The following is a 25052-nucleotide window of genomic DNA, read 5'->3' as shown; positions in this document are numbered from 1 at the left end:
CTACTCCGATAAAATATCCTGCAATTCTTTCAATTCTTCTACTTTTTCTGCAGCACCCAAATTTTCGTATGCTGAAATAAGATTACGAATAATGCGACGGATAATTTCTGTATTACTACATGGTGAATAAAATCCAGGTTGTGGCTCTAAATTCAGTTGACGTAAAAACTGATCTACATCGTGTTTGCCAAAAATTGCCCCTTTATTAAATGCATTAATGTAAAAAAGCACCCCATATTCTTTTTCAGCATTGCTCTCATCAATGTAACCTAAAATAAAATGCTGCGGTAAATTCACTCCATAAACTGGAATATCTAGTTTTTGAGCTAGCGTAGCATAAATAATAGCTAAAGATATTTGATTTCCTTTTTTACTTTCTAAAACCTGATTTAAGTATGAATTTTGTGGATCATGATGGTTTTTGGTATTGCCACCAAATCCATACTGATTATAAAAAACATGATTAATGAGTTTAATCTTTTCAATAGAACTCATCTCATATTGCAAACCCACCCAAATTTCTCGCTTTATTTCTTCAATCTGATTAATAATTGCTTGCTCATCTAAATCTGGATATTGATAACGATTGATAATTAAAGCACCCTGCAATAAATCAAATGCACCACTTTGATACCATAGATTAAGATCTTCTTTAACGTTATTAAACTGGATGGTATGAACAATATTTTCAATGCGTTCTTGAAGCAAAGTATCTAAAGATTGCTCCCATGCGCTTTCGAGATACGTAATTACCTCATTACCGTAGCTTAACAGGCGCTGTTGCACATGCTGATAGATTTCCTCATCAGGATCATCTAATAATTTAACTAAAGCATCTATTTCTGCAAGATTTTCCATTAAAAATGCAAATTACAATTTTCTGTTTGCCTATTTTTGCGCTTATGGTTTTTCAATTCTTTGTCGATTATCTTCAACATCGTCTTACCGCTAAAAGTAGACACGGTACGCACTCGCCTTTTGTTTATAAGCTAACTGATGAGGTAATTTACGACTTTTCTGCAAAAAAAGTATACAACAGCATTGAAGATCAACGAAAAAAACTTTTAAATGACGATAAGTTAATCACAGTAACTGATTTGGGCGCAGGCTCACACCTTAATAAAAATCGCACAAAGAAAGTAAGTCAAATCGCAAAGAATGCGCTAAAAAATCCACGTTTAGCACAGCTGATTTACCGTTTAGTTGTAAATCAACACCCGCAAAATGTGATTGAATTGGGTACATGTTTAGGTATTACAACTGCATATTTAGCGAAAGCAGCGCCAGAAGCAGCAATATTAACTATAGAAGGTTGTCCAGAAACTGCTGCTGTTGCGTACCAAAACTTTAATGAACTTGGTTTAAATAACATCGAATTACAAGTTGGTAATTTTAATGATCTTTTGCCAAAGTCGATAAAAGAAGCTGAAAAATTAGACTTTGTGTATATAGACGGCAATCACACCAAAGAAGCAACACTGAATTACTTTAATTGGTGTTTGCCAAAAATCCATGAAAATTCACTGCTTATTTTCGATGATATCTATTGGAGCAAAGGAATGAAAGAAGCATGGGAAGAAATTAAAAACCATCCGCAGGTTGCCATAACTATCGATTTATTTTGGATAGGACTAGTTTATTTCAAAAAAGGACAAGCCAAAGAACACTTCAAGATTAAGTTCTAATCCCCCTTTTATTTTCTTAGTTATCTCACAATTGAAAATTATTTACCTGATAATCAGTCATATATATTGTATAACGTATTTTTTAGTTGTATAACTGAAAATTAAGTTATAGCTTTAGTTTATGGAAGAATTAACTAAGGCAGAAGAGCGCATCATGCAAGTTCTATGGAAACTGAAAACTGCATTTGTAAAAGATATCATCGATGAATTAGAGGAGGAGCCCAAACCACCATATAATACCATTTCATCTATTGTTAGGCTTTTAGAAAAGAAAGGCTACGTAAGCTATAAAGCATACGGCAAAACTTACGAGTATTTTCCAGCCATCAGTAAAGAAGATTATACCAAGACTACTTTCTCCAAACTATTTTCGGGTTACTTCGATAATTCGCCAACAAGTCTATTATCATTTATGGTAAAAGAAGAGAAATTGAGCGAGCGTGATATCGAAGAATTAAAAGCTTTAATTAATAAAAAATCATAAGTATGGAATGGCTCATCTATCTTTTTAAAGTAAGTGTATGCTCTGGGTTGTTCTTTGCATTTTACCTACTGTTTTTACGCAAATTAACCTTTTTTAAAGCCAATCGTTTTTATTTACTTGCGGCATTGGTGTTGAGTTTTATTATTCCAACGTTAAATTTTAAAGTAGAACGAGCCGCTCCTGAAATCGTTAATCGTGTGGTTTTCCAGCAAGAAACCCCAATTGCAAATGGTACTCAAGTTGCCACTCCAATAGTAACTCAACATTTAGATTGGCAATTCTTATTGATTTCGACTTATAAGGTACTTGTTGCAGGTCTACTATTTATCGCTGCATGTCGCTTGTTTCAATTACTAAGCTTCACCAGACAACCAACACGTGAAATTAACGGGCTGAAATTAGTATCCAAAACGGATGGATTTACAAACTGCTCTTTTTTCAACTATGTTTTTATAGATCAAGATAGCCTAACAGATGAAGAATTAGAGCTATTGCTGAAACATGAAGAAGTACACGCCAAACAATACCACTCATTTGATAAGCTATTGCTGATGATTACAAAAGCCATATTATGGTTTAACCCCATCATTTATTTGTACGATAAAGCATTAGAACAAACACACGAATACGAAGCGGATGAGGTGACGTCTCAAGATTTTGGGACAGCACCTTATGCTACCCTTTTATTAAAGTTAGCAGTAGTAAGAACCAATATGCCACTCATCCACAACTTCGTGAAAAGTCCATTAAAAGAAAGAATAAAAATGTTATACAACTCAAAATCAAAAGACATGAAAAAATTTAGGTATGTATTGGCAATGCCAATAGGTTTAGTATTAGTGTGGGGTTTCGCTGTTAATGTAGTGTATGCCCAGTCAAAAGAAAACGAAGTAAAAGAAGTAAGAATAGAAGGTAAAACTGTACCACTGGAAGTAAAAGAAGTGCCAATTAAAGTTAGCGGTGTGCAGATAAAAGCTACGGGAAATACCGTGTTTTCTGGCAATGCAGTAAGAGCTACTGAAAAAAGAGGTGAGGTAGCTGAGGTTGTAGTAACTGGAAGACAAGCAATAACTGAAAGAGTAGCTGGCGTGGAAAGATTAAATGCTATCTCTGTTAATGGAGGCGTAATTACAGAGGTAAGACCATCTGTAGATAGATTAACTGGTGTTACGGTTACTGGCATTAATAATATGAAAGCAATTTCAGTTCACGATGGAGTAATAACAACAGGAGTGCAAAGCATCGCTTCAACAAATGCTAGAGTAACCGGAATAAAAGGCACTCAAGTTTTTGCAGCAGTAACAGAGCAACCTATAGCTAGAAGTAGAAAAGCGAATACAGAAGAAGAAGTGTATTATGAAAGATATACAGAAATAGGAAGAAGTGGTGAAGCACACGATGTAGCAGTAATAAAAACGGCGAAAGGCAGTTCCGCTGCTATTGAACTTCCTAGAAATGGAAAAGTGATGATCTATATAGATGGAGTTCCTTATACTGAAAGTCAAGCAGCAGGACTTAAAAAAGTAACGATAGAAAAATACAATAAGGTTTCGGCTTGCGAAAAGGGAGGTAGTGAATTTTCAAGACTATATCCAGAGTTAGTAGGTAAATACGATGGAGTTCTTGAATTAAGATCTAATTAAAAAAACTACTTATGGAATGGTTCAACTACCTCTTAAAAGTAAGCGCTTGTACTGCGTTATTCTTTGCCTTTTATCTAGTGGTTTTAAGGAAACTAACCTTTTTTAAAATTAATCGATTTTATTTACTAGGCAGTTTAGTGCTTAGCTTAATTATACCTGCATTGCAGTTTACGATAGAGAGAGAAGTTGAACGAAGTCCAATAATTGAACAACCAACTGTTTTGCAAGATGTCGACCTAGGCGAGGCTGCTTTTACCACACCAATTGTTGTTGGTGCAGGAACTAGAGATACTGAGATTGAACCGTTCAATTGGTACGGCTTGCTTCCCTATGTTTATGCTGCTATTGTTATGGGTTTGTTGGCGATAGCCGCATGGCGATTATTTCAATTGTACAAGCACACTAGAACAAAAGCACACGAAGTGAATGGGCTAAAATTAGTAACTAAAAGTGTAGGATTTACCAATTGCTCCTTCTTTAACTATGTTTTTATCGATCAAAATAGCTTAACAGAAACTGAGTTACAAGTTTTATTGCGACACGAAGAGGTGCATGCTAGGCAACTTCATTCGATAGATAAAATTCTGTTAATGATAGCTAAAGCAGTGTTGTGGTTTAATCCCATAGTTTATTTATATGATAAAGCATTAGAGCAAACGCATGAATATGAAGCAGATGAAGCTACATCGTTAAACGTTGGAACAGAACAGTATGCTCATCTATTATTAAAACTAGCCGTCAGCAAAAATACAATGCCGCTCATTCACAACTTTGTGAAAAGCCCCATTAAAGAAAGAATAAAAATGTTATTTAACTCAAAATCTAAAAACATGAAAAAATTAATGTACTTGTTAGCATTGCCAATTGGATTGGGATTGTTATGGGGTTTTACGGTAGATGTTATTGAAGTTTCTCCTAATGCAACGCTTAAAAATGAATTTACCTTAATATTAGATGCTGGTCATGGAGGTAAAGAAAGTGGAGCCAATGTAAATGGATATAAAGAAAAGGATATCGCCTTAACATTTACAAAAAAGATTAAAGCATTAGCAGAAGCTAAAGGAATTAAAGTAGTAACTACTCGTGCTAGTGATGAGAGTTTAAGCTTAGCCGACAGATTAAAACCACAAGGAGATTTTTTACTTTCTATCCATGTAAACAGCGAACCAATTAAAACTAATGGCTCAAAGAATGGAATAGAAATGTACACACCAACTTCAGATAAGAAATTGAATTGGTTTAAATCGACAAGCATGACGTATGGTTTATATCAAAACCTAAAAACTGTAGATGGTATTAAAACCGGCAATAAACCAATTCAAAAGAAATTATTTCTATTACAAAATTCTACTGCAGCTGGTTTAGTGCTGGAGATGGGCTATTTAACGAATGAACAAGATTTAAAAGCCATTACCAATGAAGCTAAGCAGAATGAATTGGCTGAAGCTATAGTAAACGGAATACTGCGCTATAAAGAAAACTTGCGAACAGATGAGGAAATAGAATCGAATATGAAAGGAGCATCATTACAATTGCCTCCTAAACCAAATCAACAAAATGTTCCATTTATTCAAAGAACTAAGACTAATTATAATGATGGTTTCAAAGGAGAATATATTGTTATAACGGCTAATCCTAAAACTATCAGGAAAATTTATACAACTTCTGTTGGACAAACGAAATTGTATTTCTATATCAACCAAAAGCTATTTAGCGAAGCTGAAGCAATGAAATTTACTCCAGAATTTATTGCTCAATTAAGTAGTAAAAGTGGCATCGGAAATACTAAAAACAATTATGTGGTGCCTGGTGTAGAAAATTCAAATAACAACTATGTAGTTTGGTTTGGCGAAGAGCCACAATTATCTGCTTCAATGATAAAAAATAGAAGCATTTATGAGAAGTATAATGGTAAAACGATAGATGGAAAAATAGTAGAGTATACCTATTCTCCTATTTCAAAAGTAATGGATGGTTTTATCGTAAAAACAACTAATGGAGAAACATTAAAAGCAAATGTTGAGGAAAAATTTGCTAAGCAAACTCAAACGATGATAGCCAAAGGCGATAAAATTTCCATAAAAATATATAATGCCAACTACTCGGAAAAAACGGAGTTTCCAATAGTAACTAGTTATAAATTAATGAAAGGTGATAAAGTTTTATTTGATAGATGGCCAAAAACTGCAAATAATACAATGGCAACAAATGATGATGTTAATATTGTGCAAAATAGGATCTATCCCAAACCAGTATTAATTTCATCTTCAAAATTAACTGTTGATGTTAAAAACAACATTTCCTATATCGAAAAAGGTAAGATGGAAATAGGAGAGAATAAATTAGAAGCTGAAGAAATCATTTGGGATAAAAAAAATGAAATCATTAGTGCAAAAAGAGCTAATATAACTTCTAAAAATAAAGTTATTTCTTCTGAATCAATTATCTATGATTCGAAAAGAGGAACATATAAAGCTCTTAAGGCAAAAGGAAATGTAGTTCAAAATACACAAGCTAAAATCTATCCCAAACCTACAATCATCTCTTCCTCGAAGATAACTGTTGATAAAAAATATGATATTTCTTATTTAAAAAAGGGAATAATTCAAATAGGAGAAAATAAACTAGAAGGTGAAGAAATTGCATTTGATAAGCGAAATGAAAAGCTAACTGCAAAAGATGCCAAACTTACTTTAAAAAGCGGAATTACAGTAGCAGAAAAGTATATCATTTATGATATGAAAAAAGGAACGTATATCACTAATAAAACGCCTGGCAATACTATTCACGTAAACTCTGATGCATACGAGTTAGTCACTAAATTAAAGGCAGATAATGATTCGTTAAAAATGAATACCATAATGGATAAAACCTTGATCGTAAGTGGTAAGGTGAAATTAAATATTGATAAATATTTATTTAACGCCAAAGTGGTTACCGTAGATAAAAATTCTAATATAATAACCGCTCATGTAGCAACTTTAACAACTCCAGAAGGGTATAAAATAAGTGGCGACAAAATTGAATACGATGCACTCCTTAAAAAGTATACAGTAACAGAACCAACTGGTAGCATTTATAAATAATATTTTTGTCATTGAGAGCACAGCAAGGAATCTCTTTTCTTAATGCCGAGAGATTCCTCCGCTATCGGATGACAAATGAATTAGAAAAACATAAATCTGCGCATCTGCGGCTAAAAATCACTTATTCACCAGGTTGGTAACTGCGTTCTACATGTTTAAGCACATCTTCCTTATAAAACAACACGTCCTTAAATTGTCCTTTGCTGTACATTAAAGCCTGATCGTTAAAATGTTTTGACGTTGGATCTCCGCTATTTCCGCCAGCTAAAATAGATTTTGCTTTAATCCTTTTTCCAAATTCAACTGCACAAACAAAGCTATTGCCACTATAGCCATAACGTTTGTTGGTTTTAAACGTATTGCTAATAAAAGAACCCAATTGACCCCACATGGCAGAACCAAAACCTACAGGAATGCTGGCTGAATTGTCATCGTATTTTTCAGTAACAGCACCAGTTAACCTTTGAAAGCGATTCACTTCTCCCCATGCAATCTCCCATTTACCAAAACGTTTAGTCAAATCGGCAACTGTAGCTTTTAACGGATCTAATAATTCATTTGGCCGAGCACTTTTTGCAAATGCAGTAGTCGCTTCCACCTGATCCATATCTCCAGGATTAATGTATACTTTGCGTATTGCCGAATTTAATCGTGGTGCCCATTCACTTGCTAAAGTAGTAGCTACAGAATTTTCTCCCGATCTATAATCCCACTCTTTTAAAATGGAAATTGGCGCTTTCAATTCTTCTAGTAACGGATCACTTTGCGGCAATTGCGCATATGCTTTTAGCAATGCCGGAATTAGTACTTCAAAACCAGGCATATAACTGTCATAACCGGTTGCAATAACCTTATCTAAAGTGTACTTTACAGATCTACTCAACAATTTAACAGCAGCAACTCCTCTAAAATTCTCTCCATCTGGAGCCATGTAAGTTGGGTAATTAGCTTTAATCGGACTATTTTTTCCTGCCGAGCTAAACGGTGTAGAATTACAGTTTTGTAACCAGCCATTTGGTGGATTATACACATGGACCATATCTTTCACAGCATGTAAGCCTTTCCAGGCCGTAGCTGATGTAGAACCATCTACCACCTCACTCCAATTGTATCTTTTATCTCGTATTGGAATGAAATTCCCATGCCAATAGGCGATATTTCCCTGTGCGTCTGCATAAACGGTATTATTAGATGCATTTGCTTTTAAGTCCATCGCTTTCTGATAATCACTAAAGCTTTTGGCTTTGGTACGCACCCAACTTTGTACTAAACTTTGGGTGTTTCTGTTTTTAGATTTCAAACTAATCCACTTACCATCTCTTATCGCCATAACAGGTCCATTATTGGTGAAATAACCAACGAATTTCTTTGTTTTTAGCACATTCCCTTCTTTATAATTTATTGCGATCTGTTTTTGTATAACAGGTGTTTTGATGCCATTATACTCGTATAAATAATTATAATGCATAGATTTTGTGATCTTTTCCGCATACATATCGGCAATATCAACATTGTTAGACGTATGCATCCAACCGCAATGCTCGTTAAAACCTTGGTATACAAAAAACTGCCCCCATGTTACAGCGCCATACGCATTTAAACCTTCTTCGCTTTGCATTTGCACTTCTGGTCTAAAATAAAAAGTAGTATGCGGATTGATATACAAAATTGCATTCCCCGATTCGGTCATGGATGGCGCAAAAGCAAATCCATTTGATCCACTGTGTTGATCTTTTATCACTGGAATAGTAGCAGTTGGAGAATGGTTGCCAGTATAAAATTTCTTAAGTTCTTCTAGCGTTAAATCTGCTGTATTAATTGCCCCAATACTCCCATCAGTCCACAATAAAGCATACCAAGGTTTAAAGCGCTGTAATAAGGCAGGTTTAACTTTCGTGTTCTTATACAAGTAATAATTAATTCCAGCAGCATAGGCATCTAATAATTTCTTAAGCCATGGTTGTGCTTTTTGATAATCAGCTATAGCTTCAGTCGAATCTATTAATAAACGAATTTGCAAATCATTATAAAGACTTCGTTCGCCATTAATCTCAGCTAATCTGCCTAATTTTTCTATATAATTAAGTTCTACACGTTTAAAATCATCCTCACACTGAGCATACAATAAGCCAAAAACAGCATCAGCATCTGTTTTCCCATACACATGCGGAATGCCCCAATTATCTCGTATAATAGTTACTTTTTTAGCTTGTGCTTGATACGCTGCAATTTCAGCAGCAGTAAACTTTTGAGCGAAAACTGAAAAAGGGAGGAAAAGTAGCAACACTAATTTTTTCATAACCAAGTATTAAAAGCACAGTATGATGTGAAGACCTAAATTGAGAAATATTTTTGATTTATAAAGTAGTATGGTATAATTGACTTTAAATTAGTGGATTACAGATGAAATTTCATTTGCTTTACGCTAGATAATTATCGAAATTAGTTATAAATCTAAACTCATGCGCCATCATACAACAATCGACTCTACTGTAGAAAATAAAACAGCATGCATTTCTTGCGGGTCGATATTAACAGGAAATTATTGTAGCGTTTGTGGCGAGAAAAGATTTGAACTTCATGATTTAGCTTTGAAGCACTATGCTGAAGAATCAATTGAAGGCATTACCCATTTCGATAATAAATTCTTTAAGTCGGTAAAGCTTTTAATTACTAAACCCGGTCTATTAGCCTTAGACTTTTGCAGAGGTAAAAGAGTGCCATTTATGCGCCCATTTGCTTTGTTCTTTGTCTGCAATATCTTTTATTTCTTATTAATTGGACAAAATAATCTGTTTTCTACTCCCTTAACTAGTTTTTATAATTTTTATCCATTTACAGAATTTCACTCTAAAGAAATTATAGATCAGGTTGCACCTACAAATGAACAATTTAAAGTTGTTGCTACCATCTTTAACCAAAAGATGGGGATAGAATCGAAAGCTTTTTTAGTTGCTTTTATTCCTTTACTAGCAATTGGTGGTGTTTTGGTGTACAGAAGGAGGTACCTTTCAGAGCATTTAATTTTTAGTACATACTTGTTTGCCTTCTTATTGTTGTTTTACACTTTTATTGGTTCCTGTATCACAAATCCCTATTACTATTTCTTTGTAAAAGGTAATTACGATAGCACCTATGATTTGGTAAGTGCACTAACAGCCTGGGTAATTTTCGGAGTGTATTACTTTTTTGCTGCAAGGAGATTTTATAAAGCCTCAGTACTTCGATCAATTATTGGATCTGTAGTAACCATGCTCTTGTTCTTGGTGTGCTTATATGGCTATAGAATACTACTCTTCTTCAAAATTATTCATTCGATAGGTGTATAGATTTCATTAAACAATATCATCAATTAGCAAAAAAACCAAGTCAATTTAAATGGTAAAAATACTTTTACAATGCATAATAGTGATTTTTTTTGTTGCACTATTCATAATCACTATAAATTTGTTGCCTAAGTATAAGTATACATACTTTAGCTCGCCTGATAAACAGCATGAAGTAACTCGAGTGGATTATGATGGCAAAACATATTTTACATATGGTAAATATGAATCTAAAAGCATCCCACAAAACTATATCTCGCCAGATTATTCAGGATTTAATTCAGGATTTGAACTTTTTCTTTTCTTTGAAAAAGACACAGCTACTTTATATGCTCAATATGGGACATTTACAAGCGTAGGAAAAAACAGCAGATTAAAATCAGAAGTTTTTAAGGGATATGGTAATGATCCAGTTTTCTTCAATATGAAGAATGATAATACTGGTAAATATTATTTTTTGACTGATTAGATTCCTAACTATTTATAGGTTCATATTTTGCCTGTCTGTTAATGTCTCATCGACCAAAATATTCCTTTTATTTAAACAATAAGATTAAAAATAAATCTGCGCATCTGCGGCTAAAGTCTACACTAAAATGCCTCTGCTAAACTTATATAAAAACCACTCTGACGCTTTTCATTTGCTTTTTTCTCACCCACACCATAATCCAAACGAACACTTAATCCTTTGGCGGTATCAAAGAAATATCTTCCGCCTACACCATAGTTAGGTTTTAAATCATCCAGAGAAAGATTGCCATTGGCGAAAACTTTTCCTCCGCCTGCAAAGGCAACGATGCCAAACCTGTTCATAAAACGGTAGCGTAATTCTGCCTGTGCAGCCAGTAAATTTTCATCGCGATAGCGTCCCGTATAATAACCACGCATAATTTCATCATTACCCAATTGTGGGAAAAGATAAAATGGTGTTTGTGTACCCTGCACTGTATGATATAAGCCCTGTACACCTAAAACTACTTTTGGAGCCAACGACCAAAAATTACGCACATTAACCTTTATTTGGCTGCCTGTAAAATGGCTGCCACCAAAAACATCTGGTGCATATTGATAGGTTATTCTTCCAAAAAATCCCTTTGTAGGGTAGTTATTAGAGTTTCTGGTATCGTAACTTTGAGATAAACCAACATATACGACCGAACCGCCTGCTCTATCGTATAAAATAGGCGATGAACTGTAAATTCCACCGGTAATTTTATCAGTAAAACTATAATTTTCAAACCCTAAAGAAAGTCCGGTATAGGCATTTTTTATAAACGTTTTTTCCGCATCTAATAAAATTTTTATTTGTTGTTGCACCAACTTGTCTTCATCACTTTTTTGCGTGTCATTCCCTATGCCGTAAAAATTGAAAGGTGTTTTTTTAAACCGTACTTCACCAATAAAATGATAGCGATTGCCTTTTGTCCAGGCATCGCCTTTTAGTGTTAAGTTGTATGTTTTTTTAGTAGAGTAAGATGCCGTACCCGAGAAATTAGAGCTTCGGTTTGTGGTATCTTTTCTATCCATATAAAACGAGTAAAGCGCACCTAAGCCAAATTCAAACCCTGTTTCTTGCGCATAGCCCAAAACAGGTATAGGCATAAAGCTGGCCTTTCGAGTAGTATCCTTCTCATTAGACAATAGTTTTTGGATTAATTTTTTTTGTGCAAAAAGTGCGGTTGAGGATAAAGATATCAGTAGGAAGAGTATTATTTTTTTCATCGGCACAAAGTAAAGGAATTATTGTTTAATAAGTATCTAGCCTCTATATATTAACTAATAGTTAACTATAGCTCATTAAGTTTTTCTTTTTGTCTTCTTCGGAGCTTCTTCGGAGCTTGTTCGGAGTTCGTTCGGAGTTTTGGCTACTTATCCGAACAAACTCCGACTAAACACCGAAGTAAAGCCGTACTTATGTCGATATAAGACCAAGCTAGGTATAACTATTAGTTAAACTTTAAGGTTTTACTTTTGACTTTTATGAATGAACTGATAATACAAAGCAACCAGTAAACAATTAATCTAAAAACTGTACTTTTGCAGCAAACAATAAAAATATACAAATGAGTACGACAAGAGGACCGATATCGAAATTTATGGAGACTAACTATCTTCATTTTAACGCTGCGGCAATGATGGATGCAGCTAAAGGTTACGAAACCCATTTAAACGAAGGTGGAAAAATGATGATTACCCTTGCAGGTGCAATGAGCACAGCAGAATTGGGTATTTCTTTAGCAGAAATGATTAGACAAGATAAAGTGGCTATTATTTCTTGTACAGGTGCCAACTTAGAGGAAGATATTATGAACCTTGTTGCACACTCGCACTATAAACGCGTTCCAAACTACCGTGATTTAAGTCCACAAGATGAATGGGATTTATTAGAAAACCATTATAACCGTGTAACGGATACATGTATTCCAGAAGAGGAAGCATTTCGTCGTTTGCAAAAACACATTCACAAAATTTGGAAAGATGCTGATGCTTCGGGCGAGCGCTATTTTCCACACGAGTTTATGTACAAAATGCTATTGAGTGGAGATTTAGAGCAATACTATGAAATTGACCCTAAAAATTCATGGATGTTGGCAGCGGCCGAAAAGAATTTACCAATCGTAGTTCCAGGATGGGAAGACTCGACAATGGGAAATATCTTCGCATCTTATGTGATGAAAAATGAGTTAAAAGCAACCACCATGAAAAGTGGTATTGAATATATGGGCTATTTGGCAGATTGGTATATCGCAAACTCTGCTGGTAAAGGAATTGGCTTTTTCCAAATTGGTGGGGGTATAGCTGGCGATTTCCCAATTTGTGTGGTACCGATGTTATATCAGGATATGGAAATGGAGAATATTCCATTCTGGAGTTATTTCTGTCAAATATCTGATTCAACAACATCATATGGTTCTTATTCAGGTGCTGTGCCAAATGAGAAAATTACATGGGGTAAGTTGGATATTCATACACCTAAATTCATAGTAGAATCTGATGCTACAATCGTGGCTCCATTGATTTTTGCATGGATATTGAAAATGTAATTTAATTCCAAATTTTTTTCGAAAAGATAAGGATAAGAGAATCAGCAGTTTTTAAAAATTGCTGATTTTTTATCATTTAAAGCAGAAAATACAATAATTTAGAATGATTATAAATTGTATTTCAGTGTCATTAATATGTCATTGGTATCTTAATAAATTTTACTTTTGTTCAAATCTTTCTGAATGGCTAAGTCAAATCATCATCTAGATTTAAAAATTATTTCAAAAAATAGCATAAAATACTCATTATGAGGAATATCTCATTAATTTTTAAGAAAGTTTGGAAGTCAGCATTTGTTTTTGCGTCTTTATCTTTTTTAATTGTAACTGTAACACAGGCGCAAGATGTAGTAGCTGGTAGAACATTATTCAAAGCAAAATGTGCTTCATGCCATGCGCTAGATCATGATGCTACAGGTCCAGCACTTACTCCAAAGATGAATGAATTGGATGAAACCTTTTTACTTGCGTGGATTAAAAACAACGTTGCTTTAAGAGCTTCTGGAAATGCACAAGCGATAGAGGCTGCAAAGTTTTCTCCTTCAGAGATGACTGCATTCCCTACGTTGAAAGATGAAGAAATCAAAAACATCATCGCTTACGCTAAAGCAGGAGAGCCTAAGAAAGTTGCAGAAGCCGGTGCTGCTGTTCAAGACGAAGGCACTTCAAGTCTTTCTATTGTTGGTGTAATTGCCATCATTATCCTATCTATTATTGTATTGGTGGTTTTAGGCCGTGCAGTAAAAATGTTAGAGCGCTTAATTCTACAAAAACAAGGTATCGATATTGTTGAAGAAGAAAATGTATCTCTTGCTACAGGTGTTAGAAGATTATTTAAAAACAAAAAATTTGTTGCCTTCTTTGTATTGTGTTTAATCATTGTATTAGGTTCATTCGGTTGGATGGGCATGTGGGAAACAGGTGTACATACAGGGTATCAACCAGTACAACCAATTAAATTCTCACACGAATTACACGCTGGTATCAATCAAATCGATTGTCAATATTGCCACTCTGGTGCATTTAAATCAAAAAACTCTACTATTCCTTCGCTTAACGTTTGTATGAACTGTCACAAAAACGTACAAGCGAGAACAGAAGACGGTCAGATTTCTCCAGAAATTCAGAAAATATACAATGCTTTAGGTTACGATGCTGATAAACAGACTTACGATAAAACGAAAGAAAAACCAATCGAGTGGGTTCGTGTACACAACTTGCCAGATTTCGCTTATTTCAATCACTCACAACACGTAGTAGTTGGAGAAGCAGCTATTCGTAAAGAAAAAGGCATTAATCCAAAAGACCCAGTATGTTTCGCTTGCCATGGTCCGGTTAATACAATGGAAGAAATTTATCAGTATTCTCCATTAACTATGAAATGGTGTATCAATTGCCATAAAGATGCAGATATCTCTGGTAAGAAAAATGATGCTTTCTATGCGAACATTATTGCAGCGCATGAGAAAATTAAAAAAGGCGAAAAAATTACTCCAGCCATGTTAGGTGGTTTAGAGTGTGGTAAATGCCATTATTAATTAATAGAGTTTAGTAAAGAACGTTCGATAAACAGTAATAGAGCTTAAATGGAAAGCAATAAAAAATACTGGAAAGGCTTAGAGGAGCTTAAAAACACTCCCGATTTTGTTGAAAACAACAAAAACGAATTTGCAGAGCCACTTCCAATAGAAGATGTTTTAAGTGAAGCAGGATTAAGTACCGTTACCCCACGCCGTGACTTTTTAAAAGCCTTAGGTTTTGGTTTAGGTGCGGTAACCTTAGCAGCTTGTCAATCAACACCTGTACACAAATCAATTCCTTATTTAATTAGACCGGAAGAGGTTGTGCCAGGTATCCCTAACTATTATGTTTCGACTTTTAAAGGTCAAAGCGTATTGGTTAAAACAGTAGTTGGTAGACCAATTAAAATAGAGGTTAATCCAAATGCTGGTATATTTAGTACAGGTACAGATGCACAAGCGCAAGCTTCTGTATTAGATTTGTACGATGTATCTAAATTAAAAGCGCCTTTGCTTAAAAAATCTGAAGCAACTTGGAGTAAGTTAGACGAGTTTGTAAAAGGTGAATTAAACAAAGCACAAGCATCAGGTAAAAAAATCCGTATTGTATCATCTAGCTTAAATAGCCCATCGGCTAAAGCAGTTGTTACAGATTTCGCGGTTAAATACCCTACTACAAAACATGTACAATACGATCCGGTATCTTATACAGGTATCATCAAAGCAAATGAAAATAGCTTTGGTAAAGCCGTATTGCCAAAATATAACTTTGATAAAGCAGACTTAATTGTAAGTTTCGCTGCCGATTTCTTAGGAACTTGGATTAGTGGAGAAGAATTTACTGCTCAATACGTTTCTAACAGAAATCATAAATCGTTAGAAAAAGGTAAAATGTCTCGCCACTTTCAGTTTGAAACTGGTATGAGCTTAACTGGTACTAACGCTGATACACGTATTCCGATTAAATTATCTGAAGAAGGTCCAGCTTTAATTACCTTATATAATGCAATTACAGGTAGCAATTTAGCTGGCGGAACATTAGGTAACAATACCAGTGCCGATAAAGCTTTAAAATTAGTTGCTAAAGAATTGCTTCAGAACAAAGGAAAATCGTTAGTAGTTTCTGGTTCTAATGATGTTTCTACTCAAACCTTAGTAAATGCAATTAACTCCGCTATTGGTAGTTACGGCACTACTATCGATTTAGATAATGCAAATAAACGTTACGAAGGTAATGATGCAGAGTTTGCAGAATTAATTAATGAAATGAACAGAGGAGAAGTTGCTGCGGTATTCTTCTTAAATTCAAACCCTGTTTATGATGCTACTAATTCGAAGGCATTTACAGATGCTTTAGCTAAAGTAGCCTTGAAAGTTTCTTTCTCAGATAGAGTTGATGAAACTTCTGATCTTTGTGATGCTGTTGCTATTACACCTAACTATTTAGAATCATGGGGTGATGCAAATACATACGAAGGTTTCTATTCAATCGTACAACCAACCATTAATCCTGTATTCAACTCACGTCAAGCAGAACAAAGCTTATTAATCTGGTCTGATGCTGCGGTTCAAGATTACTACCAATATGTACGTAACAATTGGGAGAAAAACATTTTACCTACTGTAGGTAAAACTTGGAACGATGTATTGCAAAGCGGTGTAGTTACTGCCCCTGCAAAATCTGTTGGAGCGTATAATTTCGCTCTTTCTTTAGATGCGGTTGCTACTTCAATTGCAAATAGCAGCAAAGCTTTAGCTAAAGGAAATGGAAAAGATACGTTAGAATTACATGTATACGAAAGCATTCCGATGCGTGATGGTAAACATGCTAACAATGCATTCTTGCAAGAATTACCTGATCCAGTTTCTAAAGTAACTTGGGATAACTATTTAGCACTTTCACCTAAGCAAGCTGAAGCATCTGGTTTCAAAGAATTTGATGTAGTTACGATTAAAGATGAAAAAGGAACATCAATTGATTTACCGGTATTAATTCAGCCAGGTCAAGCAATGGGTACTGCTTCTGTAGCTTTAGGTTACGGACGTACTAAAGTTGGTAAAGCTGGTGATAATGTTGGTAAAAACGCTTTCCCTTTTGTAAGCTTTAACAACGGCACATTAAAATATGCGACTACTGTTAAATTAACAGGAACAGGAATGACAGATGAATTAGCGCAAACACAAACGCACTATTCATTTGAAGGCAGAAATATTATTCGCGAAGCGAGTTTAAAAGACTACTTAAAAGATCCAGCTGCTGGTTCTGGTAATCACCATAAACATAAAGTTTACGATTTATGGACAACAGATAAATACGAGAAATTAGGTAACGACTGGGTAATGGCAATCGATTTGAATGCTTGTACGGGTTGTGGTTCTTGTATTGTTGCATGTAATGTAGAAAATAACATTCCTGTTGTAGGTAAAGATGAGGTTCGTAGACGTAGAGAAATGCATTGGTTGCGTATCGATCGTTACTACAGCTTTAACGATGAGAAAACAGGTGAAAATGTAACTGAAGAAAAAGAAATCGCTCACATGAGCAATTTAGATAATGTTTCAGTTGTTCACCAACCAATGTTATGCCAACACTGTGATCATGCACCTTGCGAAACAGTTTGTCCGGTATTAGCAACTGTACACTCATCAGATGGTTTAAACCACATGGCTTACAACCGTTGCGTAGGTACACGTTATTGTGCAAACAACTGCCCTTACAAAGTTCGTCGTTTCAACTGGTTTAACTACTGGAATGATTCACGTTTCGATAACTACTTAAACAATGAGTTCACACAATTAGTATTAAATCCAGATGTTACTACACGTTCTCGTGGGGTAATGGAAAAATGCTCAATGTGTATTCAACGTATCCAAGCTGGTAAATTAACAGCTAAACTAGAAAAACGTGCACTAAAAGACGGAGATATTAAAATGGCTTGTCAACAAGCTTGTTCAGCTAACGCGATTATCTTTGGTGATAAAAACGATCCAAATTCAGAAGTATCGAAATTATTGCGTAGTGAACGTACGTACTACGTTTTAGAGGAAATCAACGTACAACCAGGTATTGGTTATATGACGAAAATTAGAAATACAGATTCAGAAACTAAAGAAGTACACGCTTAAGCTGTACTTACAGCACTATAAATTATGTCAGGACATAACGAATCAATTTTAAGAGAACCATTAATTACCGGTAAAGACATTACGTATGCTCAAATTACGAATGATATTTTACTACCGGTAGAGAACAAGCCGAACAGGGCTTGGTGGATTGGCTTTATCATCGCACTTTGCGGTGCTACACTTTGGGTAGTTGCCGTGAGTTATACTTTTTGGTTCGGTATCGGATCATGGGGTTTAAATAAAACAGTTGGATGGGCTTGGGATATCACCGGTTTCGTATGGTGGGTAGGTATTGGTCACGCAGGAACGCTAATTTCTGCAGTATTACTACTCTTCCGTCAAAATTGGCGTAACTCAATTAACCGTTCTGCAGAGGCGATGACCATTTTCGCCGTTATCTGCGCCGCAACATACGTAGTATCTCACATGGGTAGACCATGGTTAGCGTATTGGGTATTACCTTTACCAAATCAGTTTGGTTCACTTTGGGTAAACTTTAACTCGCCATTAGTATGGGATATGTTTGCGATCTCAACTTATTTCTCAGTATCCTTATTGTTCTGGTATACAGGTTTATTGCCTGATATCGCGACTATTAGAGATAGAGCAGTAGGTATGCGTAAAAAAGTATATACTATTCTTTCTTTCGGGTGGACTGGTAACGTAAAAACTTGGCAACGTTTTGAGGCCGTATCGCTAATCTTAGCAGGTATTTCAACTCCACTAGTACTTTCGGTACACACGATTGTATCTATGGACTTTGCAACTTCGGTAATTCCGGGATGGCACACGACCATTTTCCCTCCATACTTTGTGGCTGGGGCAATTTTCTCAGGCTTTGCGATGGTGTTAACTTTATTATTGGTTGCACGTAAAGTATTAGGTTTAGAGAATTACATCACAATGTTCCACATCGAATTAATGAATAAGATTATCATCTTAACAGGTTCAATTGTAGGTGTGGCTTACTTAACTGAGTTCTTTATCGCTTGGTACTCTGGTTCAGAATACGAGCAATATGCCTTCATTAACCGTTCTACTGGTCCTTACTGGTGGGCATATTGGATGATGATGACGTGTAACGTAATCTCTCCACAGTTGTTATGGTTCAAAAAAATCCGTACCAGTATTGCAGCTACTTGGATTTTATCTATCGTAGTAAACATCGGTATGTGGTTTGAGCGTTTCGTAATTATTGTAACCTCTTTACACCGTGATTATTTACCATCAAGTTGGGCAATGTTCTATCCAACATGGGTTGATGTAAGTGTATTTGTAGGATCTATAGGTGTATTCTTTACGTTATTCCTATTGTTCTTAAGAGTATTGCCATCTATCGCGATAGCAGAGGTGAAATTATTGTTGAAGAGTGCGAGTGAGCAATCTAAAATGGAATTAATCAAAGACGGTCACTTGGATAAAGAACAAGTAGCTGAGTACATAGAGTCTTTAGATAAATTTGATAGTGTTAAACAAGAAGAATACGCAAAAATATAACAATGAGTAATATCAAATATATTTTAGGCAGTTTTGGCGATCCTGATGAAATGATGCACGGCATCGAAAAATTGCAGGAAAATAACATCAAAATACATGATGTATACACGCCTATGCCTATCCACGGCATCGAAGCAAAATTAGGAGTTAAAAGATCTAGGTTAGATATAGCTGCATTCTTTTTCGGTATTACCGGAACGATAACTATGCTAACTGGGGTTTATTTAGCTACAACAGTAGATTGGCCGATTAACATTGGTGGTAAAACCCACTTCGCCTTACCAGATTTTATTCCAATAACTTTTGAGTTAACGATTTTATTTTGTGCTTTTGGCCTTGTAGGATCATACTATGCTTCTACCCACTTGTTTCCGGGAAGAGCACCAAGGGTAATGGATTTACGTGCAACTGATGATCGTTTTATCATCGCAATTGATGCAAAACAAAATATTGAGCACACTAAAATTGACGAACTATTAAAAGGTGCTGGTGCTTTAGAAGTAAAGTATAATGAAAGGAAGTATGTTAGCTATGAATAAGAAGAATATAGTTTACGCCGCATTTATAGTGCTTGCTTCTGTGGCGATGCTTTCGGCTTGTAGAGATAAACGCAGTACAGGCTTAGAGTATGCAAGAAATATGTATGATCCAATTGCGTACAATCAGGATCAACCAAACAAAAACTTTGCAAATGGAGCTACTGCACAAACTCCACCAGCAAATACAGATCCAATTGGATTTGTAAGATATGAGTACGCTAATACCAAAGAAGGTTATGAAGCTTCTGCAGCATTAGTAAACCCTTTACCTTTAACAGAAAAGAATTTAGTAGAAGGTAAACACTTCTTTACAGTATTCTGTGCTCCATGCCATGGAGATAAAGGAGACGGTCAAGGTCATATCGTAAAACTAGATAAAGGTATTTCTGGAGTTCCAGCATATCATGGAGCTGATGCAGTTTCATCACGTGGTGGATTAATGAAAGATATGCCAGCTGGTAAAATTTATCATACGATTATGTATGGTTTAAATGCAATGGGATCTCATGCTTCACAACTTACGCCAACAGAAAGATGGAAAGTGGTGATGTATGTTCAACAATTACAAAAAATAAAATAAGAAAAGCAGATTTAAATGGGAACTCATCATTATAATTTAAGTGAACAATTTGAGTTTACAGGAAAGGTAAAAACGCTAAGCATTATCGGTATCGTAATTGGTATTGGTGCTATTGCTTACGGTTTTATGAGCGATGCTCACGAGCGTACATTCGCTAACCTGTTACTAATGGCATATTACTTTGCATGTGTATGTATGTCGGGGGCTTTCTTTTTAGCCGTTCAATATGTAGCTCAAGCAGGTTGGTCTGCGTCTATTTTACGTGTACCACAAGCAATGGCGAAAGTTTTGCCTTTAGCTGTGATTATCTTATTGGTTGTTGTAGGCTTAGGTTTATACACACATAACCTATACCACCATTGGAATGCACCAGGCATTACAGATCCAAATTCTCCGAACTATGATAAATTGATCGATGGTAAATCGGCATTCTTAAATGTGCCTTTCTTCATGGCGAGACAAGTTATCTTTTTGGGAGTATATAGTATTTTTGCTGTGCTTTTAGCAAAGTGGTCTAACAATGAAGACTTAGAAGGGGGATTAAATTCATACCGTAAAAGCTTTAAATATTCATGTATATTTTTAGTAATCTACGGTTTTACTACACCAATCTTTGCTTTTGATACGATCATGTCATTAGAAGCGCATTGGTTCTCAACTATGTTTGGTTGGTATAACTTTGCTGCAATGTGGGTAAGTAGTTTAGCTACGATTGCTGTCATCATTATCTTATTAAAGAAAGCTGGTTATATGAGTTGGGTTAACAATAGCCACTTGCATAACTTGGGTCAGTTTATCTTCGGTTTCTCTATTTTCTGGACCTATGTATGGTTTGCTCAATTCTTATTGATCTACTATGCGAATATGTCTGAGGAGACTGTATACTTCTACAAACGTTTCAATAACTATGAGGCTTGGTTCTACATCAATTTAATATTGAACTTCCTTTCTCCTTTATTATTGTTAATGGATCGTGATAACAAAAGAAGCGAAAATATATTATTGGCAGTTTCTATTGTGGTTCTTTGTGGACACTGGGTAGATTATTACCAAATGATTATGCCAGGTGTATTTGAATTTGGACCTAAAGTAGTTGATGGAAAACCAGGAAGTGGATTTGGGATCATAGAAATAGGAACAGCATTAGGTTTCTTAGGCTTATTTACATTTACAGTGTTAAGCTCACTAAGTAAAAAAGCATTAATCCCTAAAAACCATCCGTTTTTACAAGAAAGTTTAAACCATCATCTATAATAGATTAGGTTTAGGAGTATATAAATTAATATTATAAAAGTACAGCGTACTACTTTTAAGAAAATGAGTTTAAAAAAATTAATAAGTAATAAAACAATGGGAGCTTTAGCAGTAATTCTTACTGCGTTTGCAAGCACCAGTGCTTTTGCCCAAGAAGCAGCCGCAGCCGCTACAGCTAAACCTGTAGATATGGGTCCTGTTTATAAATCAACGTTATTCTACGTATTGTTATTCTTGCTATTGTGCTTATTCATCGCGATAGTTGGTAAAGCAATGAAGGTGTATGAGTTAACTCGTGAGAGCGAAGGTAAATCTGAAGGAATTAACTGGGATTTAGTTAATGGGATTATATTCGTTGTATTCCTATTAGTAGGTTTATACGGTGTATATTGGGAATATACAGTTCATGGTAATATGATTTTACCTGAGGCTGCATCTGAGCACGGTAAGAAAATTGATGAAATGTTTAATATTACGTTGATATTAACGACCATCGTATTTATTGCTACGCATATTGTTTTATTTAGCTTTGCCTATATCTATAGACATCAAAAAGATAAGAAAGCATATTATTATCCACATAACAATGTTTTAGAACGTGTTTGGACTGTTATTCCTGCATTTGTTTTAACCATTTTGGTATTAATGGGCTTTATTACTTGGAGATCAATTTTCTATAAAATAGAAGACCCTAAAAATAAGCCTTTGAGTATTGAAGTAACTTCTTCTCAATTTCAGTGGGATGTGCGTTATCCAGGAGCTGATGGTATTGTTGGGTTAAAAAACTACAAATTAATTACCTCTATCAATAATTTAGGTATCGATTTTAACGATAAAAACAACCTGGATGATCAAGTTGCTGATGAAATTGTACTTCCAGTAAACAAACCAGTTCGTTTTATTTTAACAAGTAAAGATGTTATCCATAGTTTTTATATGCCTCATTTTAGAGTTCAATTAAATACTGTACCTGGTATGACTTCTTATTTTGAATTTACGCCTACCATTACTACTGCTGAAATGAAGGCTAAAACAAACGATCCAAATTTCAACTATTTATTGCTTTGTGCTAAAATTTGCGGTACTAACCACTATAACATGCAAAAACCAGTTAGAGTTGTTTCTCAAAAAGAATATGAGGAATGGGTGGTTAAACAAGCAACTTATTTAACTAACGATTTGAGAAAGACCTTTAAATTACCTTTACTTGCTGAACCGACTGCAAAACCTGCAACAGCTGATTCTACAGCAAAAGATACTACTGCAACTACAAATCAATTAGCTTTAAAAAAATAATAATACTGGAGAGCCCTTATTATGTCAACTATATCACTACAAGATACACACCACCACGATAATCATGATGATCACGGTCATGAGCATCACCAAGATACGTTCTTAACTAAATACGTATTTAGTCAAGATCATAAAATGATTGCCAAGCAGTTTTTAATAACTGGTATTATCATGGCTGTTATTGCTATGGGTTTATCTATTTTATTTAGATTACAATTAGCATGGCCAGATAAAAGCTTTCCTATTTTAGAAACATTTTTAGGTAAATGGGCTGAAGGTGGTAGAATTAGACCAGACTTTTACTTGGCATTAGTTACAATACATGGTACTATTATGGTATTCTTTGTGTTAACTGCTGGTTTAAGTGGAACGTTTAGTAACTTATTAATTCCATTACAAGTGGGAGCTAGAGATATGGCTTCGCCATTCTTGAACATGCTTTCTTACTGGTTCTTCTTCACTGCTTGTGTGATTATGATGGGTTCATTCTTTATTCAGACAGGTCCTGCAAGTGCTGGTTGGACGGTATATCCGCCTTTATCAGCCATACCAAAAGCAATTCCGGGTTCTGGATTAGGTATGACGATGTGGTTAATTAGTATGGTACTTTTCGTAGCATCATCATTAATGGGTGGTATTAACTATGTAAGTACAATCTTAAACATGCGTACTAAAGGTATGGATCTTTGGAAAATGCCTTTAACAATTTGGGCATTCTTCTTAACCGCTATCTTAGGTATACTATCATTCCCTGTATTAGTAGCAGGTGTTGTATTATTAGTATTTGACCGTAGTTTTGGTACAAGTTTCTACCTATCGGATATTGTTTTCGGTACGCAGATTTTGCCTAATGAAGGTGGTTCGCCAATTTTATGGCAACACTTATTCTGGTTCTTAGGTCACCCAGAGGTATATATTGTAATCATGCCAGCAATGGGTATTTCATCAGAAATCATTTCTGTAAACTCTAGAAAACCAATTTTCGGTTACCATGCCATGATTTATTCACTAATTGGTATTACTGTTTTATCATTTATCGTTTGGGGTCACCACATGTTTGTAACGGGTATGAATCCGTTGCTTGGTGGTGTATTTATGATCACTACATTGATTATTGCGGTTCCATCAGCAGTAAAAACATTTAACTGGTTAGCTACCTTGTGGAGAGGTAACATTAGATTTACGCCAGGAATGTTATTTGCTATTGGTATGGTTTCATTCTTTATCTCAGGTGGTTTAACTGGAATTTGGTTAGGTAATGCAGCCTTAGATATTAACTTACACGATACCTATTTCGTAGTTGCTCACTTCCACTTAGTAATGGGTTCTGCAGCAATATTTGGTATGCTTGCGGGTGTTTATCACTGGTTCCCAAGAATGTTTGGTCGCATGATGGATAAAAAATTAGGTTACCTACACTTCTGGATTACATTTACATGTGCCTACTTAGTGTTCTTCCCACTACACTTTTTAGGGTTGGATGGAGTACCACGTCGTTATTATGCATTTACTGAATTTGCTTTCATGGAGAAATGGTTAACTGTGAATGTATTGGTAACTTGGTCGGCAATTATAGCTGGTTTAGCTCAAGTAGCATTCTTGTTTAACTTCTTCTATTCGATATTTAAAGGTAAAAAATCATCACAAAATCCTTGGGGTGCAAATACATTAGAATGGACTGCTCCAGTTGAGCGAATACATGGTAACTGGCCAGGAGAAATCCCAACAGTATACCGTTGGCCATATGATTATAGCAAACCAGGTGCTGAAGAAGATTTCATTCCACAAACTATTCCTTTCTCTCAAACCATGAGCTCTAACTTGCCACATGATTTTGAAGGAAACACAGAAGCTGAAAAAATTCAAGCAGATTGGGAGTTTAATAACAAACCAGCAAAAGACACAGAATAGCAGGTATTATTCTGTATAAGAATATAGATAGGGTATCTGCTGAAGTAATTTAACTTGCAAC

General features: G+C 35.2%; 18 protein-coding genes. 15 read left to right on the top strand and 3 right to left on the bottom strand.

Translation table 11 applies throughout. The features are described from left to right. Positions 1-858: a transglutaminase-like domain-containing protein gene (locus ACHMWN_RS02835; protein WP_372816194.1), complete on the bottom strand. Its 858-nt coding sequence runs from the start codon at positions 856-858 to the stop codon at positions 1-3. A 5-nt stretch (positions 859-863) separates the two neighbouring features. Between ACHMWN_RS02835 and ACHMWN_RS02830 the strand changes: the two genes are divergently transcribed. From ACHMWN_RS02830 to ACHMWN_RS02815, 4 genes are all read left to right on the top strand, one after another. After that, positions 864-1685, top strand: a complete 822-nt coding sequence (locus tag ACHMWN_RS02830) for an O-methyltransferase (RefSeq protein ID WP_397297576.1) — start codon at positions 864-866, stop codon at positions 1683-1685. 121 nt (positions 1686-1806) lie between these two features. Beyond that, positions 1807-2169 carry a BlaI/MecI/CopY family transcriptional regulator gene (locus ACHMWN_RS02825; RefSeq protein WP_397297574.1) on the top strand — a complete coding sequence of 121 codons (363 nt, stop codon included), beginning with the start codon at positions 1807-1809 and terminating at the stop codon, positions 2167-2169. Positions 2170-2171: 2 nt separating this feature from the next. Next, complete coding sequence (locus ACHMWN_RS02820; protein ID WP_397297573.1) at positions 2172-3812, top strand: M56 family metallopeptidase; 1641 nt, start codon at positions 2172-2174, stop codon at positions 3810-3812. Positions 3813-3823: 11 nt separating this feature from the next. After that, positions 3824-6898 (top strand): N-acetylmuramoyl-L-alanine amidase, encoded by a 3075-nt coding sequence (locus ACHMWN_RS02815; protein WP_397297571.1) that lies wholly within the window; start codon positions 3824-3826, stop codon positions 6896-6898. A 121-nt stretch (positions 6899-7019) separates the two neighbouring features. Here ACHMWN_RS02815 and ACHMWN_RS02810 read toward each other — a convergent pair whose 3' ends face one another. Then, complete coding sequence (locus ACHMWN_RS02810) at positions 7020-9197, bottom strand: penicillin acylase family protein (protein WP_397297570.1); 2178 nt, start codon at positions 9195-9197, stop codon at positions 7020-7022. Positions 9198-9360: 163 nt separating this feature from the next. Between ACHMWN_RS02810 and ACHMWN_RS02805 the strand changes: the two genes are divergently transcribed. Together ACHMWN_RS02805 and ACHMWN_RS02800 are read left to right on the top strand one after the other, a co-directional pair. Continuing rightward, positions 9361-10227, top strand: coding sequence for a DUF3667 domain-containing protein (locus tag ACHMWN_RS02805; RefSeq protein WP_397297568.1), 867 nt, complete (start codon positions 9361-9363; stop codon positions 10225-10227). Between the two features lie 118 nt (positions 10228-10345). Then, positions 10346-10693: a hypothetical protein gene (locus tag ACHMWN_RS02800; RefSeq protein WP_397297566.1), complete on the top strand. Its 348-nt coding sequence runs from the start codon at positions 10346-10348 to the stop codon at positions 10691-10693. A 122-nt stretch (positions 10694-10815) separates the two neighbouring features. On the opposite strand, the gene ACHMWN_RS02795 is transcribed toward ACHMWN_RS02800, so the two are convergent. Beyond that, positions 10816-11946, bottom strand: a complete 1131-nt coding sequence (locus ACHMWN_RS02795) for a BamA/TamA family outer membrane protein (protein ID WP_397297564.1) — start codon at positions 11944-11946, stop codon at positions 10816-10818. 341 nt (positions 11947-12287) lie between these two features. Here ACHMWN_RS02795 and ACHMWN_RS02790 point away from each other — a divergent pair, with 341 nt between their 5' ends. The 9 genes from ACHMWN_RS02790 to ACHMWN_RS02750 all read left to right on the top strand — a co-directional run bounded on the left by ACHMWN_RS02790 (position 12288) and on the right by ACHMWN_RS02750 (position 24991). Next, on the top strand, positions 12288-13268 hold the full coding sequence (locus tag ACHMWN_RS02790; RefSeq protein WP_397297562.1) for a deoxyhypusine synthase family protein: 981 nt from the start codon (positions 12288-12290) through the stop codon (positions 13266-13268). Positions 13269-13516: 248 nt separating this feature from the next. After that, complete coding sequence (locus tag ACHMWN_RS02785; RefSeq protein WP_397297560.1) at positions 13517-14806, top strand: c-type cytochrome; 1290 nt, start codon at positions 13517-13519, stop codon at positions 14804-14806. Between the two features lie 48 nt (positions 14807-14854). After that, the gene (locus ACHMWN_RS02780; protein ID WP_397297559.1) at positions 14855-17914 is read left to right on the top strand and encodes a TAT-variant-translocated molybdopterin oxidoreductase; all 3060 of its coding nucleotides are present in this window, start codon (positions 14855-14857) and stop codon (positions 17912-17914) included. A gap of 24 nt (positions 17915-17938) precedes the next feature. Further along, complete coding sequence (gene nrfD / locus ACHMWN_RS02775) at positions 17939-19411, top strand: NrfD/PsrC family molybdoenzyme membrane anchor subunit (RefSeq protein ID WP_397297557.1); 1473 nt, start codon at positions 17939-17941, stop codon at positions 19409-19411. Positions 19412-19413: 2 nt separating this feature from the next. Then, on the top strand, positions 19414-19950 hold the full coding sequence (locus tag ACHMWN_RS02770; RefSeq protein ID WP_397297556.1) for a DUF3341 domain-containing protein: 537 nt from the start codon (positions 19414-19416) through the stop codon (positions 19948-19950). After that, a complete protein-coding gene (locus tag ACHMWN_RS02765) occupies positions 19934-20530 on the top strand; it encodes a c-type cytochrome (RefSeq protein ID WP_397303524.1) in 597 nt (198 codons plus the stop codon). Before ACHMWN_RS02770 ends, ACHMWN_RS02765 begins: the two co-directional genes overlap by 17 nt. A gap of 15 nt (positions 20531-20545) precedes the next feature. Continuing rightward, positions 20546-21784: a quinol:cytochrome C oxidoreductase gene (locus tag ACHMWN_RS02760; RefSeq protein ID WP_397297555.1), complete on the top strand. Its 1239-nt coding sequence runs from the start codon at positions 20546-20548 to the stop codon at positions 21782-21784. A gap of 63 nt (positions 21785-21847) precedes the next feature. Beyond that, positions 21848-23080 carry a cytochrome c oxidase subunit II gene (locus ACHMWN_RS02755; RefSeq protein WP_397297553.1) on the top strand — a complete coding sequence of 411 codons (1233 nt, stop codon included), beginning with the start codon at positions 21848-21850 and terminating at the stop codon, positions 23078-23080. Positions 23081-23101: 21 nt separating this feature from the next. Further along, positions 23102-24991 carry a cbb3-type cytochrome c oxidase subunit I gene (locus tag ACHMWN_RS02750; protein WP_397297551.1) on the top strand — a complete coding sequence of 630 codons (1890 nt, stop codon included), beginning with the start codon at positions 23102-23104 and terminating at the stop codon, positions 24989-24991. Positions 24992-25052 lie beyond the last annotated feature (61 nt).

The sequence above is a fragment of the Pedobacter sp. UC225_61 genome (genome assembly GCF_044452285.1).
Lineage (GTDB): Bacteria > Bacteroidota > Bacteroidia > Sphingobacteriales > Sphingobacteriaceae > Pedobacter.
This window is presented reverse-complemented; position numbering and strand designations above follow the sequence as displayed.